Here is a 15115-nt window from a genome sequence, read left to right on the forward strand (position 1 = left end):
TAGGCCAGTCAGGGTCGGAACCGAGAGAATGCCATGTTCCGTACCCTGATGACTGCGCGGCGGTTCGCGCCGCTGTTCTGGTGCCAGTTCTTCTCGGCGTTCAACGACAATTTTCTCAAGAACGCGCTGGCCTTCCTGATCCTGTTCGGCATCGGCGGCCAGGCGGATGCCCATGCCGGCGTCCTGGTGACCCTGGCGAGCGCCGTCTTCATCGGGCCGTTTTTCATCCTGTCAGGACTCGGCGGCCAATGGGCCGACCGGTACGACAAGGCCCTGATGGCCCGGCGGCTCAAGTTCGCCGAGATCTTCGCGGCCGGCGCCGCCGTGCTCGGCTTCCTGCTGCATTCCGTGCCGATCCTGTTCGTCGCGCTCGGCCTGTTCGGAACGATCGCGGCCCTGTTCGGCCCGATCAAGTACGGGATCCTTCCGGACCATCTCCGGCGCGAGGAGCTGCCCGCCGGCAACGCCCTGGTGGAGGCGGCGACCTTCCTGGCGATTCTGCTGGGGACGATCGCGGCGGGCGCGGCCTCGGCGATGGGCGGGTCCGGAATCGTGTTCGGGGCCCTGGTGATGGGCTTCGCCGTCCTGTGCTGGCTCTCGGCCCGGATGATCCCGGCGACCGGGGAGGGGGCACCGGACCTGCGCGTCGACCCGAACGTCGCCCGCTCCACCTACGCGCTGCTGCGCGACCTCTGGGCCGACACGCGCCTGTGGCGCGGCTCGCTCACCGTGAGCTGGTTCTGGCTCGTCGGCGTGGTGGTGCTGTCGCTGCTGCCCGTCCTGGTCCGCGGCGCCTTCAACGGCACCGAGACGGTGATCACGCTGCTCCTGGCGCTCTTCTCCATCGGCATCGCATTGGGCTCCGGCCTCGCCTCGTGGCTCGCCAGCGGCCGGATCGTGCTGCTGCCGACGCCGGTGGGCGCGGTTCTGATGGGGCTGTTCGGCCTCGATCTCGCCTGGACGGTCGGCCATCTCCCGGCGCCCCCCGCGGAGCCGATCGGGCCCCTCGCGTTCCTGCAGACCGGCCACGGCCTGCGCGCCGGGATCGACTTCCTCGGACTCGCGGTCTCGGGCGGCCTCTACATCGTCCCGTCCTTCGCGGCCGTGCAGGCCTGGGCCGAGAAGGCGATGCGGGCGCGAATCATCGGCGCGGTCAACGTCATGACGGCGGCCTTCATGGTGGCCGGCACCCTGGCGCTCGCGGGTCTGCAGGGCGCGGGCCTGTCGATCGCGAGCCTTCTCGCCGTGGTGGCGGTGCTGAACGTCCTCGTCGGCGCGATCGTGTTCGCGACCCTGCCGACCAGCCCGTTCCGCGACGCCCTGTCGATCCTGTTCCGGGCCTTCTATCGCCTGGAAGTCCGGGGCTTCGACAACCTCGCGGCGGCCGGGCCGAACGCCATCGTGGCGCTCAACCACGTCTCGTTTCTCGACGCGCCGCTGGCCCTGTCGCTCCTCGAGCAGGAGCCGGTCTTCGCCATCGACAGCGGGATCGCGCAGCGCTGGTGGGTGCGGCCGTTCCTGCGCGTCACCAAGGCGATGCCCCTGGACCCGACCCGGCCGCTGGCCACCCGGACGCTGATCAATGCGGTCAAGGGCGGCGAGACCCTGATCATCTTCCCCGAGGGTCGGCTCACCGTCACCGGCAGCCTGATGAAGGTCTATGACGGCGCCGGGCTCATCGCCGACAAGTCCGACGCGATGGTGGTCCCCGTGAAGATCGACGGGCTGGAGCGCACCGCCTTCTCGCGCCTCTCCCGCCGGCAGGTCAGCCGCCGCTGGTGGCCCAAAGTCGTCGTGACGGTGATGCCGCCGGTGCGCCTGACGGTGGACCCGGCCCTCAAGGGCAAGGCGCGGCGGCAGGCGGCCGGTGCGGCCCTCTACGGCATCATGTCGGACCTCGTCTTCCGCACCACCGACATCGACCGCGGATTGATGGCGGCTTTGATCGAGGCGGGCGAGCTTCACGGCTGGCGCCGCAACGCCCTGGAGGACCCGGTCGGCGGAAAGCTCAGTTACGGCCGGCTCGTGATGGGCGCCAATATCCTCGGCCGCAAGCTGATGCCGCTCGCGCCCCTCGGCGGGCGGATCGGCGTCATGCTGCCGAACGCCAACGGCGCCGCCGTGACGCTGTTCGCGCTGGCTTCCGCGGGCCGGGTCCCGGCGATGATCAATTTCTCGGCCGGCCCCGCCAACGTCCTCTCCGCCTGCCGGGCGGCCGAGGTGAGCAGGATCCTCACCTCCCGGGCCTTCATCGAGAAGGGGCGGCTCGGACCGCTCGTGGAGGCGATCCGCGACTCGGTGGAGCTCGTCTACCTGGAGGACGTGCGGGCCGGCATCACCACCGGGGACAAGATCCGGGGCTTTCTCGCGCCCCGACGCCCCCTCGTGGCCCGCCGCGGCGAGGATCCGGGAGCGGTGCTGTTCACCTCGGGCAGCGAGGGCACGCCGAAGGGTGTGGTGCTCGCCAACCGCTGCATGCTCGCCAACGTGGCGCAGGTGGCGGCCCGGATCGATTTCGGGCCGATGGACAAGGTGTTCAACGTCCTGCCCGTGTTCCACGCCTTCGGCCTGACGGCCGGGCTGATCCTGCCCTTGGTCTCGGGCGTGCCGGTCTACCTCTACCCGTCGCCGCTGCACTACCGGATCGTCCCGGAGCTGATCTACGGCTCGAACAGCACCGTTCTGTTCGGGACCGACACGTTCCTCACGGGCTATGCCCGGGCCGCCCATTCCTACGACCTGCGCTCGCTGCGCTACGTCGTCGCCGGCGCCGAGGCCGTGAAGGAGACGACCCGGAGGACCTATGCGGAGAAGTTCGGGCTGCGCATCCTGGAGGGCTACGGCGTCACCGAATGCGGACCGGTCGTGGCGCTCAACACGCCGATGTTCAACCGCTTCGGCACGGTCGGGCGGATCCTGCCCGGTATCGAGACCCGCCTGGACCCGGTGCCGGGGATCGACGAGGGCGGCCGCCTGTCGCTACGCGGCCCCAACATCATGCTGGGCTATCTGCGCGCCGAGAAGCCGGGCGTCCTGGAGCCGCCTCCGGGGGGCTGGCACGACACCGGTGACATCGTAGCGATCGACCCGATGGGCTTCGTGACGATCAAGGGCCGGGCGAAGCGCTTCGCCAAGGTCGCGGGGGAGATGGTCTCGCTCGCCGGCGTCGAGGCGTTGGCCGCCGAACTCTGGCCCGATCGTCCGAGCGCCGTGGCGGCGCTGCCGGACCCGCGCAAGGGCGAGCGGTTGGTCCTGTTCACGCAGGAGACGGGCGCGACCCGGGCGGCCTATCAGAGCTTCGCCAAGAGCCGTGGCGCCTCGGACGTGGCGATCCCGGCCGAGGTCGTGGTGCTGGAAGCGATCCCGATGCTCGGCACCGGCAAGATCGACCAAGTGGCCGTCACCAAGCTGGCCCTGGAGCGCGCGAAAGAGACGGCGGCCGCCTGACCGGAGGCCCCCACGCCCCGCGTCACCCAAACGGGGGATGCGGGGTGCCCCGGGATCCGATGGTATCGCGCATACAGCCGCGATTCGAGACGCTCGGCGCGTACGGGTTGCGTGTCTGAGGGGGACGCGGGTCGGTTCGACGAGGGGCAGATCATGCAGAAGGGCAGGCCTATTCCCGCTTGGCTGGCGAGGCGGACCTATTTCAAGCGGATCGGGCGCTGGACGAAGCCCGGCAAGGCGGCGCCGCCGCCCTCCGGGCCGGTGGCGGCCCCGATGCCCTCCAACGTCGTGCCCTTCCCGGTGCGGATGAACCGCCCGGATCGCCCCGTCCTCGAGGACCTGCGCGTGGTCGGCACGGCGTAGGGTCGGGCCTCACCCGGACCGGACGGTCGCGCGCGGTCGGCGCCCGGGATCGCCGGAGGACTTGTCGGCCGCGCCGGAACGGTAAATCCTGCGCCGTCGGAGCCGGAACCGGGGGGATGCGTGCCGCACGACGGGTCCGATCCGAGCAGGCCGGCGCCCCCGCGGGCGCGGCGCATCGGTTCGCGGCTGGCTTTCGGAGCCGCCGCGCTCGGTCTGAGCCTCCTTGTGGCCGGCGTCGGCGCGCTCTGGCGTTTCGCCGACGCGCTTCCCCCCCTCGACCTCAGCCCCGCAGAGGCGCGCTCGACGGTGGTGCTGGACCGGGCCGGCACGCTGCTGCGCCCTTTCGCGACGGCGGACGGGCGCTGGCGCCTGCCGGTCACCGCGGAGACGGTCGATCCACGCTATCGGGCCATGCTGCTCGCTTTCGAAGATCGCCGGTTCGCCGATCATCCCGGCATCGATCCGGCCGCGGTGTTGCGCGCCGCCCTCCAGTGGCTTGTCCGGGGCCACATCGTGTCGGGTGCCTCGACCCTGTCGATGCAGGTGGCCCGCCTGGTCGAGCCGCGGCGGGAGCGCTCCCTCGCGGCCAAGCTCCGCCAGATGGTGCGCGCGGTCGCGCTGGAGCGACGTCTCGGGAAGTCCGGGCTCCTCGATCTCTATCTGGCGCTGGCCCCCTATGGCGGTCCGCTGGAGGGCGTCCGGGCGGCGAGCATCGCGTATTTCGGGCGGGAGCCGGTGCGGCTGACCGCGGCGCAGGCGGCTCTCCTCGTCGCCCTGCCGCAATCGCCCGAGACCCGCCGCCCGGACCGGTTCGCGGAGCGCGCCCGCGCCGCCCGCGATCGGGTCCTAGCCGTCGCGCAGGCCCGCGGCATCCTCACCGCGGCCGAGGCCGAGGCCGCCCGGGCCGAGCCGGTGCCGACGGCGCGCCGGCCGTTCCCGATGCTCGCGGCGCATGCCGCCGAGGAGGCGGTCGCGGCCGACCCGGAGGCTGCAACGATCCGCCTTGCCATCGACGGCCGTCTGCAGGAGAGACTGGAAGCGCTGGCGGCCGAGCGCGCAACCGCCGCCGGGCCGGACCTCTCGGCCGCGATCCTCGTCCTCGACAATCGTGACGGGCGGGTGCTCGCCCAGGTGGGCAGCGCCGGCTACCTCGACCCGTCCCGGCGCGGCGCCATCGATATGACCCTGGCGGTGCGCTCCCCCGGCTCGGCGCTGAAGCCGTTCGTCTACGCCATGGCCTTCGCGGACGGCCTCGCGCATCCCGAGACGCTGCTGGAAGACCGGCCCGCCCGCTTCTCGGCAAGCTACGCCCCGGAGAATTTCGACCTGACCTTCCAGGGCACGGTGACGGCCCGCCGGGCCCTGCAGCTCTCGCTCAACGTGCCGGCGGTCGAATTGATGGACGCGGTGGGGCCCGCCCGCTTCATCGCCCGGCTGCGCGCCGCCGGGGCCGGGATCCAGCTCCCCCGAGAGGCCGCGCCGGGGTTGCCGGTCGCACTGGGCGGGCTCGGCATCACGCTCACCGATCTCGCCCGTCTCTATGCCGGCCTCGCCCGCGGCGGCGCCGTTCCAGACCTGCTGCGCCGCGCCGACGGGGTCGCGGCCGAATCCCGGCACCGCGTCGCGGAGCCCGTGGCCGCCTGGTACGTCGCCGACATCCTGCGCGGGACACCGCCGCCGGAGAACGCCCTGCCCAATCGCATCGCCTACAAGACCGGCACCTCCTACGGGTACCGCGACGCCTGGGCGGCGGGCTTCGACCGTCACGTCACGGTCGTCGTCTGGGCCGGTCGGCCGGACGGCGCCGCGGTGCCGGGGCTCGTGGGCCGGACGGTCGCGGCGCCGCTCCTGTTCGACGCCTTCGCGCGCCTCGGGATCGAGCCCGAGCCGGTCCCGCAGCCGCGGGATGCGCTGGTCGTGGGGACGGGGCGCCTGCCGCCGCCGCTGCAGCACCTGCGCCGCGAGGCGGCCGAGACGGCGGGCCCGGCGCTGCGGATCGCGTATCCGCCGGACGGGGCACGGATCGATCTCGGCCTCGGCGCGGACGCCCACGGCGCGGCGGATGGCGGTCCGGGCCTCGCCTTGAAGGCCCTGGGCGGGGTGCCGCCGCTCACTTGGTTGGTCGATGGTCAGCCGGTCATTCAGACGCCGCGACGGCGGGCAGAATGGGTGCCGGGGGGCGCAGGCTTCGCCCGGATCTCCGTCCTGGATGCGACCGGCGCCAGCGACAGCGTGTCTGTCCGGCTCGAATAGGCCTACGCATTCCTGGCTGCCGGCGCAGCACGGGGCGCCGCAGTGGAATCCGGATGCGCCTGGATCAGCGGCCGATCCCGAACCCGCGCGGTGTGTCGGCGGCGCCGCGCTGCCCGCAGGCCTCCAGCGCGGCGGCGATCCGCGTCGCGCTGGCCGCGGACCCGTGCGACAGGCTGAGGACGGTGCCGAGGATCCCGGCGCTCACGAGGACGCCGAGGGCTGCCACACCGAGCAGCATGTAGCTCATCAATCTGTTGCGGCGCAGGTCGGCCGTCAGCGCCCGGATCAGATCCTGGTTGTCTTCGGCCAGACGATTCCGCGCCGCCACCAGCTCGTTGTACATGTTGGTGATGGCGTTGGTGGACATGTACACGAGCAGCAGGTGGACGACGAAGTCGTCGTCCGTCGTGGTGTTGAGGGCGGCAGCGATCCGCACGGCGAGCTGGCGCTCCCAGGGCTGCAGATCGCGGCCATGGACCGACCGGTAGAACCGCTCGAGGTTGGTCACGGCCGAAGGGCATCCCGCCACGCCGTGTGGAAGTTGCGCCGCAGGCGGCGGCCCTCGACCCGAAGGCGCATCGGCGCGCTGTTCGCCAGGGCCTGCCAGGTCATGTGCTGGACCCGCAGGGCCTCGATCAGCCGCTCGCCGATCCGCTCCACCTCGATGACGCGGAAGTTCGACTGCTTGCGCAGGGAGCGCACGAGATCGGACGATTCGAGATAATCGAAATTCGTCGCCTGGGCGGTGTTCTTGGCCAGGATCGCCCGATCGCACTCGATCAGCATGGGCCGGAGTTCCCTGAGGACCTCCAGGGCGGTGGGATCGACCGCGCCGGCCGCGACGACCACGGCGAGGCGGATATTCGCCTCCCGGCAGCTCTCCACGATGATCTCGGCACAGCGGCGCGTCGTCTCGGTATCGCCGGCCGGGAAGTCGACCACGATGAAGCGTTCGGGGGTCTCGATGACCCGTTCGATCAGGTCTTGGCACAGGGTCGGGTCGACGCGCCCCGTGCTGTCTTCGGCACGCAGGCGCTGCCGGAAGCCGGTGATTCCGGACCTGCGCGCCACGAAATTGTCGCTGCCGGGATTGGTCTCCTGCATGAGCGCGGTGTGGAAATGCCGGTTGGCCGGATCGGTGTCGATCGCCAGCACCGGACCCGCCTCCGCACAGAGATCGGCCACCTGAAGGGCGATGGTGGTCTTGCCGACGCCGCCCTTGCCGCCGAGGCAGAGGACGAGAACCTTCGCGGCAGAGCCCAGAAGATCGCGCTGGATGTCCTGGATCTCGTCCGGGCTGTACCAAGCCGGAATTTTACTCTGGGACGTGTCGGTCATGCGCTGTCTCCTTGCTGATTCATGCAGGACGGCCTCGGCACGCGCGGCACCGGGCCTGCGGGCATTCGGGGGTCACGGGACCAGCCCGCACGGGCGCTCCGGGGACGCGGTGCGGGCTCCCGACGGCGCGATCGCGCAAAGGGCTCTCGGGCCTTCGCGAGGGAAGGATCCGATCATGCCGGTGCCGACGGGGCGGAGAGACCCACCGGTGACGCTGGCCTGGGCCGAGCGCGGTCGCGTGCGCCGACCCTTCGCGTCCCCCCGGCGATAGGCGTCTCGGATTGGCGTCCGTCGCCACGGTAGGCACTCCGTTCCTGGATCTCTTTCTTCGACGGTTGGACCCAGAAGCTTTCGCTTCGCTGCAGCCGAGTTCTGGGAAGATCTGGCGTGACACAGGAAACGACGCAAGCCATGTCTGATCAGTTTTCCTCTCAAATCTCCGTCTAACGTTCGATCATTAAAAAAGGTTTATACTTTATTACAACGCAATAATCGTCGATTATATGAGTTATTATCCTACACTTATCGATATACGGCAGTCATAATCGTCAATTCGGCAGATTCGTCCGGACGGATAGCGAGCCCCTCCGCATATCCGGCATGTGACGGGAAAGGCCCGTCGAAACGATCCGATCCGGAGCGGCCCTCAGCACTTCGCGAATGACGGGTGCGCGCGCGGACGTCAGCGGGCCGCAGCGAGGGGGGCGAACACGTCCAGGAGGCCGTTCACCATAATCTGCGTGCCGACGCACAGCAGCAGGAAGGCGAAGAGGCGGCCCATCACCCGGGCGCGGGCCGGGCCTATGAACGCCACCACCCGGTCGGCGGAGGCGTAGAGCACGGCGACCGTGGCGGCGACCGCGAGGGCTGCCAGCGTGACGCCGATGTAGAAGCTGAACCGCTCCGCATAAGCCGTCGGCCGGTTCGCCCCCAGGGTGATGGCAACCGCGATCGTCCCCGGTCCCGTGGTGAACGGCAGCGTCAGGGGGAAAAAGGCGATGTCGGAGAGGGGGCCCGGTGCCGGATCGCCCTGTGGCTCTGTCGAGACCGCGCCGCGGCCCGCCGAGCCCGAGGCCTCGGCCTGCTTGCGCGCCTCCCGCGCCTCCGGCCGGTTCAGCTGCGTCCAGGCCGACGACATGACCACGAGTCCGCCGGCGATGCGCAGCGCCCCCAGCGTGACGCCGAAGAAATTGAGGATCGGCGTACCCGCCCAGAGGGCGCCGAGCATCACCAGGGCGGCGTAACCGCCGATCCGCCGCGACAGCAGAACGCGCTCGGCGTGGCTGAAGGCGCTCGTCACCTGCGCGAAGATGAACGCACCCCCGATCGGGTTCACGATCGAGAACAGGGCCGACAGGGCGAGCAGGAACTGCTGGGTGGTGAGGTCGAGGCTCATCAGGTCCAACCGGATCGCACGCTGTCCTGGACCATCGACCGCCGTGGATGGGGATCGCGCATCCGGATCAGCCCGGGGAGGGGGCCGGCACCAGCACACGGGCCGGCGCGAGACGGCGGGCGCGCCGCACCTGCTGCACGGCGACGGGCCGGTACAGCTGCTTCGTCGCGTCGACCACGTGCAGGCCCGCGAAGGGCAGGGACAGGCTGGTGCCGAGCCACTCCCAGGCCGGTCCGGTGCGCAGCATCAGGCGCGAGCGTGCCGGCGGCATGTACAGGGTCTCGGCCCAGCTCACCGGCGAGAACAGCGTATCCCGCATCAGCCGTCCGAGCTGCGAGCGGCTGTAGGGCTGGCCGTGACCGAAGGGCGTCGCCTCCCGGCGGGCCCAGACGCCCCGGCGGTTGGGCACCACCAGGATCATGCGACCGCCCGGGGTGAGGGTCCGCCAGACCTCCTGCAGCAGCTCTGTCGGGCTCTCCACCGATTCGAGGGCGTGGACCAGGATGACCCGGTCGATGGCGGCCTCGGGCAGCGGCATCATGGTGGGATCGGCCAAAGCCGCGCAGGAACGCCCGGTGCTCGGCCAGTTCACCACGCCCTGCGTGGCCGGCATGAAGGCGAGCGTGCGCTCGGCGATATAGTGGACCGGCCCGAGATAGGGCGTCGCGTAGCCGATCCCGAGGACGCGCAGCCCCGAGACCGAGCCGAGGAAATCGTGGAGCGCGCGGCCGACCACACGATGCGTCGTGCGGCCCAGAGGGCTGGCGTAGAAGGCCCGCAAGCCGTTGACGTCGAGACGCATGGGAACAGAAGATCGCGATCGGAACGGTCGTTGTACTCAATGGTGAGCCGCGCGCCGCGCGGCAAGCGTCCGAGGAACCCGGCGGGACCATCACCTGTTCACGGCAACAGATTTCGCGCCCCTTCGCGTTCCTGGGAGACCCCGTCCGATGGCCGCCGAGACCGAGATTCGCACCTTCCTCTGCCGCAGCGACAATATCGGCGTGCTCATCCGCGATCCGGCGACCGGCGCCTGCGCGGCGATCGACGCCCCGGAGGCCGGGCCGGTCCTGAAGGCCCTCGACGAGACCGGCTGGCGCTTGACCGACGTCCTCGTCACGCACCGGCACGGCGACCATGTCGAGGGCATCCCGGCGGTGAAGCAGGCGACCGGAGCCCGGGTGGTCGCCCCCGCCAAGGCCGGCGACGCGGTCCCGCAGGTGGACGTGACGGTGCGAGAGGGCGACACCGTCGCGATCGGCCGCCTGGAAGCCCAGGTCTGGGAGACGCCGGGCCACTGCGCCGACCACGTGACCTACTGGTTCGCCCAGGCCGGCCTCGTCTGCGCCGGGGACACCCTGTTCACCCTCGGCTGCGGGCGGGTGATGGAGAGCCCGCCCGAGACCCTGTACCGCTCCCTGCGGCGCTTCGACGATCTGCCCGACGCGACGCAGGTGTTCAGCGGCCACGACTACGTACTCTCCAACGCACGCTTCGCTCTGGCGGCCGATCCGGACAATCCGGACCTGAAGGCGCGCTTCGCCGAGGCCGAGCGCGCCAAGGCGGAAGGCCGCTTCCTGATCCCCTCGACCATGGGCGCGGAACGGGCAACCAACCCGTTCCTGCGCAGTGGACAGCCGGCCCTGGCCCGGTCCGTCGACCTACCGCCGGAAAGCGATCCCGAGGCGGTGTTCGTCGCCTTGCGAGCGTGGAAGAACCGCTTTTAACGCAGGTGATAACGAGAAAAATTTGTTGCCTTCTCAAGGCAAACTGACACATAGGGATGTTTAAGCGGTCCTAATCCGCTCAGGTAACCGGGCTCCCGGGGGGAAGCCGTAACGTCAACGCGAAGCGCCGGGACGCTTCAGCCGGTATGATGGGGGTCCGTCTCGCCCTACCACCTGTCCACTTCCCGCCTGCCGCTGCCTTTCCTCAAGCCAGAGTCCGACGGGTCCAAGGAGGAGGCGCTCAGCGCCAAGCCCAAGATTTCCGTCGCCGACGCACTCCGCGAAAATGGTGACGCGGCCAGTCCTGCGCGCCCGCGGGCGCCGGTTGCGGCCGACGTCCGGCTGCTCGGCATCGCCACCGAGCATCTGTCGCGGCTCGGCCCCAAGCGCGTGACGGTCGTGGCCGTTGCCGCCGAGGCCGGCATGACGCACGCCAACGTGTACCGCTACTTCCCGTCGAAGGACGCGCTCCTCGACGCGGTGGCGGGACGCTGGCTGCGCGAGGTCGAAGCCCGGCTCGCCGGCATCGCCGACGCGCCCGATCCCGCCGACGACAAGATCGAGCGCCTGCTGACAGCCCTCGCGACGGTCCAGCGGGACGCCCTGTTCGACGAACCGAACCTGTTCGCGGTCCATCTCGACGCCACCGTGTCGGCCCGGCCGATCGCCCGGCGGCATCGCGTCCGCCTGCGCAGTCTCGTGGAGCGGGTGGTCGAAGAGGGGATCACGTCCGGGATCTTCTCGGCTCGCGATCGGGAGCGGGCGATCGCCTACATCTTCGACGCGAGCTACCGCTTCACGCATCCCCTGGCGATCCAGCACGATGCCGAAGTGCCCCGCGACCTGATCGAGGCCCGTTTCGGAGCCGTCATCCACGCGATCCAGCGGGTGCTCCGCTCCGGCATCCTCTGATCCACCGCTTTCGCGAACGCCGCTCGCCGGGCCCGGACTCCCCTGTCCGGGCCCTTGTCGTTTCCGCGCTGCGGGCCGATCCGAGCGCCGCCCCCGACCGAAATGACAGGTCTCAGAATCTGTCATCGAGACTTCGGAGCGCGTGCGGAGCCGGGTGCACTGCACCTAAAACCTTCGCGACGTTGACGTTTCGGCACACCCCTCGGCTCGTTGAGAGGCCGCCGGATGTCTCGGACGCGCCGGCCACGCACCCTGCATCGGGTTGAAGCCACGGTGCTTTTCGGCCACACAGCCGCGCAGATTTCAGAGTGACGAATCCGGTCTCGGACCCTGGCGGCCGAGCACAGCCGGCCTCGCGCACCGCATCACCGAAGTCGAACGCAGCGGAGACGAATCCGACATGGCTCGCAACAAGATCGCGCTCATCGGTGCCGGCCAGATCGGCGGCACCCTGGCACTTCTCGCTGGCCTCAAGGATCTCGGGGACGTGGTGCTGTTCGACATCGTCGACGGCGTGCCGCAGGGCAAGGCGCTCGACATCGCCGAGGCCGCCCCGGTGGAGGGCTTCGACGCGACCTACGCGGGCGCGAGCGACTACGCCGCCATCAAGGGGGCCGACGTCGTGATCGTCACCGCCGGCGTGCCGCGCAAGCCCGGCATGAGCCGCGACGACCTGATCGGCATCAATCTCAAGGTGATGCAGGCGGTGGGCGAGGGCATCAAGACCCACGCGCCGGACGCCTTCGTGATCTGCATCACCAACCCGCTCGACGCGATGGTCTGGGCGCTCCAGAAGTTCTCCGGTCTGCCCACCAACAAGATCGTCGGCATGGCCGGCGTTCTCGACTCGGCCCGCTTCCGCCACTTCCTGGCCGAGGAGTTCAAGGTCTCGGTCGAGGACGTCACCGCCTTCGTCCTCGGCGGCCACGGCGACGACATGGTGCCGCTGACCCGCTACTCGACGGTGGCGGGCGTGCCGCTGACCGACCTCGTCAAGCTCGGCTGGACCACCCAGGAGAAGCTCGACGCCATGGTCGAGCGCACCCGCAAGGGCGGCGGCGAGATCGTCAACCTGCTTAAGACCGGCTCGGCCTTCTACGCGCCCGCCGCCTCCGCCATCGCCATGGCCGAGAGCTATCTGCGCGACAAGAAGCGGGTCCTGCCCTGCGCCGCCTATCTCGACGGCCAGTACGGCGTCTCCGGCATGTTCATCGGCGTGCCGATCGTGATCGGCGCGAACGGCGTGGAGCGCGTGCTCGAGGTGACCTTCGACGCGGCCGAGAAGACGATGTTCGACAAGTCGGTCGCCTCGGTGGCGGGCCTGATCGAGGCCTGCAAGGGCGTCGACAGCAACCTCGCCTGACCGGTAAGCGGATACCGGGCCGCGCGAAGCGTTCGGGGATTCGAATCCCAGTCGCTCCGCGCTGTTCGTTGCCACCTATTCGCTCCTCCCTACGAGGCTCCGATGAACATCCACGAATACCAGGCCAAGGCCGTGCTGAAGGAGTTCGGCCTGCCCGTCTCCCGCGGCGTGGCCATCTTCAACCCGTCGGAGGCTGAGGCCGCCGCCAAGGAGCTCGGCGGCCCGGTCTGGGTCGTGAAGAGCCAGATCCACGCGGGCGGCCGCGGCAAGGGCACCTTCAAGGGTGCACCCGAGGGCGCTAAGGGCGGCGTGCGCGTCACCAAGTCGATCGACGAGGTGAAGCAGTATGCGGGCGAGATGCTCGGCCAGACGCTGGTGACGATCCAGACCGGCCCGGCCGGCAAGCAGGTCAACCGCCTTTACATCGAGGAAGGCGCGCAGATCGCCGAGGAATTCTACCTCTCGATGCTGGTGGACCGCGCCACGGGCGGCGTCGCCTTCGTGGTCTCCACCGAGGGCGGGATGGACATCGAGGCGGTGGCCCACGACACGCCCGAGAAGATCCACACGATCGCGGTCGATCCGGCCACGGGCGTCATGCCCCATCACGGCCGCGCCGTCGCCAAGGCGCTCGGGCTGTCCGGCGCCCAGGCCAAGGAAGCCGGCGCGCTCACCGAGAAGCTCTACGCGGCCTTCGTCGCCAAGGACATGAGCCTCCTCGAGATCAACCCGCTGGTGCTCACCGCGGACGGGCATCTCAAGTGCCTCGACGCCAAGATGGCCTTCGATTCGAACGCCCTCTACCGGCACCCGGACATCGTGGCGCTCCGCGACGAGACCGAGGAGGACGCCAAGGAGATCGAGGCGTCCAAGTACGACCTCGCCTACATCGCGCTCGACGGCACGATCGGCTGCATGGTCAACGGCGCCGGCCTCGCCATGGCGACCCTCGACATCATCAAGCTCTACGGCGAGGAGCCGGCGAACTTCCTCGATGTCGGCGGCGGCGCCTCGGAGGAGAAGGTCACGGCGGCGTTCAAGATCATCACCGCCGATCCGAACGTGAAGGGGATCCTCGTCAACATCTTCGGCGGGATCATGAAGTGCGACGTGATCGCCAACGGCGTCATCGCGGCCGTGAAAGCGGTGGGCCTGCAGGTGCCGCTGGTTGTGCGCCTCGAGGGCACGAACGTCGAGGAGGGGAAGGCGATCATCCGGAATTCCGGTCTCAACGTGATCCCGGCGGACGACCTCGACGACGCCGCCCAGAAGATCGTCGCCGCCGTGAAGGGAGCCTGATCATGTCGGTGATGATCGACGCCAACACCAAGGTCATCTGCCAGGGTTTCACCGGCAAGAACGGGACCTTCCACTCCGAGCAGGCCATCGCCTACGGCACCAAGATGGTCGGCGGCACGAGCCCCGGTAAGGGCGGCTCGACGCATCTCGGCCTGCCGGTGTTCGACACGGTGGCCGAGGCCCGCGAGGCCACGGGCGCCGATGCCTCGGTGGTCTACGTGCCCCCACCCGGCGCAGCCGACGCGATCTGCGAGGCGATCGCCGCCGAGATCCCGCTGATCGTCTGCATCACCGAGGGCATTCCGGTGCTCGACATGGTCAAGGTGAAGCGGGCGCTCACCGGCTCGAAGTCGCGTCTGGTCGGGCCGAACTGCCCGGGCATCGTCACGGCGGGCGAATCGAAGATCGGCATCATGCCGGCCAACATCTTCCGGCAAGGCTCGGTCGGTATCGTCTCGCGCTCCGGCACGCTGACCTACGAGGCGGTGTTCCAGACCTCCAATGCCGGCCTCGGCCAGACCACCGCGGTGGGCATCGGCGGTGATCCGGTGAAGGGCACCGAGTTCATCGACGTGCTGGAGCTGTTCCTCGCCGATCCGAAGACCGAGTCGATCGTGATGATCGGCGAGATCGGCGGCTCGGCCGAGGAGGAGGCTGCGCAGTTCCTGAAGGACGAGGCCAAACGCGGGCGCAAGAAGCCGATGGTCGGCTTCATCGCCGGCCGCACGGCGCCTCCCGGCCGCCGCATGGGCCATGCCGGCGCGATCATCTCGGGCGGCAAGGGCGGCGCCGAGGACAAGATCGCCGCCATGGAGGCCGCGGGCATCCGCGTGTCGCCGTCGCCGGCCCGGCTGGGCTCGACGCTCGTCGAGGTCCTGAAGGGCTGAGGGCAAGCGCGCCTGCGTTGCGGCCATCGCAGGGCCGCAACGCCCATATCGGGCGTGCAGACGATTTCAGCGGGGCGGTCACCCGCCCCGTTTCGGTTTGAGGGCGATCCGCCGCGCTGACGGGGAGCCC

General features: G+C 70.0%; 12 protein-coding genes. 8 read left to right on the top strand and 4 right to left on the bottom strand.

Features of this window, described 5'->3' with window-relative positions; translation table 11 throughout:
• The first annotated feature begins 33 nt into the window (after positions 1-33).
• From ABIC70_RS17325 to pbpC, 3 genes are all read left to right on the top strand, one after another.
• The gene (locus ABIC70_RS17325) at positions 34-3447 is read left to right on the top strand and encodes an acyl-[ACP]--phospholipid O-acyltransferase (protein ID WP_043388838.1); all 3414 of its coding nucleotides are present in this window, start codon (positions 34-36) and stop codon (positions 3445-3447) included.
• Between the two features lie 153 nt (positions 3448-3600).
• Entirely contained in the window at positions 3601-3810 is a 210-nt protein-coding gene (locus tag ABIC70_RS17330; protein ID WP_043756028.1) for a hypothetical protein, read from the top strand.
• A 120-nt stretch (positions 3811-3930) separates the two neighbouring features.
• Positions 3931-6063: a penicillin-binding protein 1C gene (pbpC, locus tag ABIC70_RS17335; protein WP_502916025.1), complete on the top strand. Its 2133-nt coding sequence runs from the start codon at positions 3931-3933 to the stop codon at positions 6061-6063.
• A 64-nt stretch (positions 6064-6127) separates the two neighbouring features.
• On the opposite strand, the gene ABIC70_RS17340 is transcribed toward pbpC, so the two are convergent.
• The 4 genes from ABIC70_RS17340 to ABIC70_RS17355 form a co-directional block, all read right to left on the bottom strand.
• Entirely contained in the window at positions 6128-6571 is a 444-nt protein-coding gene (locus tag ABIC70_RS17340; RefSeq protein ID WP_354440308.1) for a hypothetical protein, read from the bottom strand.
• On the bottom strand, positions 6568-7401 hold the full coding sequence (locus ABIC70_RS17345) for a nucleotide-binding protein (RefSeq protein ID WP_354440310.1): 834 nt from the start codon (positions 7399-7401) through the stop codon (positions 6568-6570). Before ABIC70_RS17345 ends, ABIC70_RS17340 begins: the two co-directional genes overlap by 4 nt.
• A gap of 682 nt (positions 7402-8083) precedes the next feature.
• Complete coding sequence (locus tag ABIC70_RS17350) at positions 8084-8797, bottom strand: MarC family protein (protein ID WP_354440312.1); 714 nt, start codon at positions 8795-8797, stop codon at positions 8084-8086.
• Positions 8798-8864: 67 nt separating this feature from the next.
• A complete protein-coding gene (locus ABIC70_RS17355) occupies positions 8865-9599 on the bottom strand; it encodes a methyltransferase domain-containing protein (protein WP_043354966.1) in 735 nt (244 codons plus the stop codon).
• A 148-nt stretch (positions 9600-9747) separates the two neighbouring features.
• Here ABIC70_RS17355 and gloB point away from each other — a divergent pair, with 148 nt between their 5' ends.
• From gloB to sucD, 5 genes are all read left to right on the top strand, one after another.
• On the top strand, positions 9748-10524 hold the full coding sequence (gloB, locus tag ABIC70_RS17360) for a hydroxyacylglutathione hydrolase (RefSeq protein ID WP_354440314.1): 777 nt from the start codon (positions 9748-9750) through the stop codon (positions 10522-10524).
• 342 nt (positions 10525-10866) lie between these two features.
• On the top strand, positions 10867-11436 hold the full coding sequence (locus ABIC70_RS17365) for a TetR family transcriptional regulator (protein ID WP_007560094.1): 570 nt from the start codon (positions 10867-10869) through the stop codon (positions 11434-11436).
• 400 nt (positions 11437-11836) lie between these two features.
• Entirely contained in the window at positions 11837-12799 is a 963-nt protein-coding gene (gene mdh, locus ABIC70_RS17370; RefSeq protein ID WP_043354955.1) for a malate dehydrogenase, read from the top strand.
• A 102-nt stretch (positions 12800-12901) separates the two neighbouring features.
• Positions 12902-14098 (top strand): ADP-forming succinate--CoA ligase subunit beta, encoded by a 1197-nt coding sequence (sucC, locus tag ABIC70_RS17375; protein WP_043354953.1) that lies wholly within the window; start codon positions 12902-12904, stop codon positions 14096-14098.
• A 2-nt stretch (positions 14099-14100) separates the two neighbouring features.
• A complete protein-coding gene (gene sucD / locus ABIC70_RS17380) occupies positions 14101-14985 on the top strand; it encodes a succinate--CoA ligase subunit alpha (RefSeq protein ID WP_043354951.1) in 885 nt (294 codons plus the stop codon).
• Positions 14986-15115 lie beyond the last annotated feature (130 nt).

This window comes from Methylobacterium sp. 1973 (assembly GCF_040545035.1).
GTDB lineage: Bacteria > Pseudomonadota > Alphaproteobacteria > Rhizobiales > Beijerinckiaceae > Methylobacterium > Methylobacterium fujisawaense.

Excerpts from the sequence above, each read along its gene's own strand:
- ABIC70_RS17350 (WP_354440312.1), bottom strand. The coding sequence starts at position 8,797 with ATGAGCCTCGACCTCACCACCCAGCAGTTCCTGCTCGCCCTGTCGGCC.
- gloB (WP_354440314.1), top strand. The coding sequence starts at position 9,748 with ATGGCCGCCGAGACCGAGATTCGCACCTTCCTCTGCCGCAGCGACAAT.
- sucC (WP_043354953.1), top strand. The coding sequence starts at position 12,902 with ATGAACATCCACGAATACCAGGCCAAGGCCGTGCTGAAGGAGTTCGGC.
- ABIC70_RS17345 (WP_354440310.1), bottom strand. The coding sequence starts at position 7,401 with ATGACCGACACGTCCCAGAGTAAAATTCCGGCTTGGTACAGCCCGGAC.
- ABIC70_RS17325 (WP_043388838.1), top strand. The coding sequence starts at position 34 with ATGTTCCGTACCCTGATGACTGCGCGGCGGTTCGCGCCGCTGTTCTGG.
- ABIC70_RS17355 (WP_043354966.1), bottom strand. The coding sequence starts at position 9,599 with ATGCGTCTCGACGTCAACGGCTTGCGGGCCTTCTACGCCAGCCCTCTG.
- sucD (WP_043354951.1), top strand. The coding sequence starts at position 14,101 with ATGTCGGTGATGATCGACGCCAACACCAAGGTCATCTGCCAGGGTTTC.
- ABIC70_RS17330 (WP_043756028.1), top strand. The coding sequence starts at position 3,601 with ATGCAGAAGGGCAGGCCTATTCCCGCTTGGCTGGCGAGGCGGACCTAT.
- mdh (WP_043354955.1), top strand. The coding sequence starts at position 11,837 with ATGGCTCGCAACAAGATCGCGCTCATCGGTGCCGGCCAGATCGGCGGC.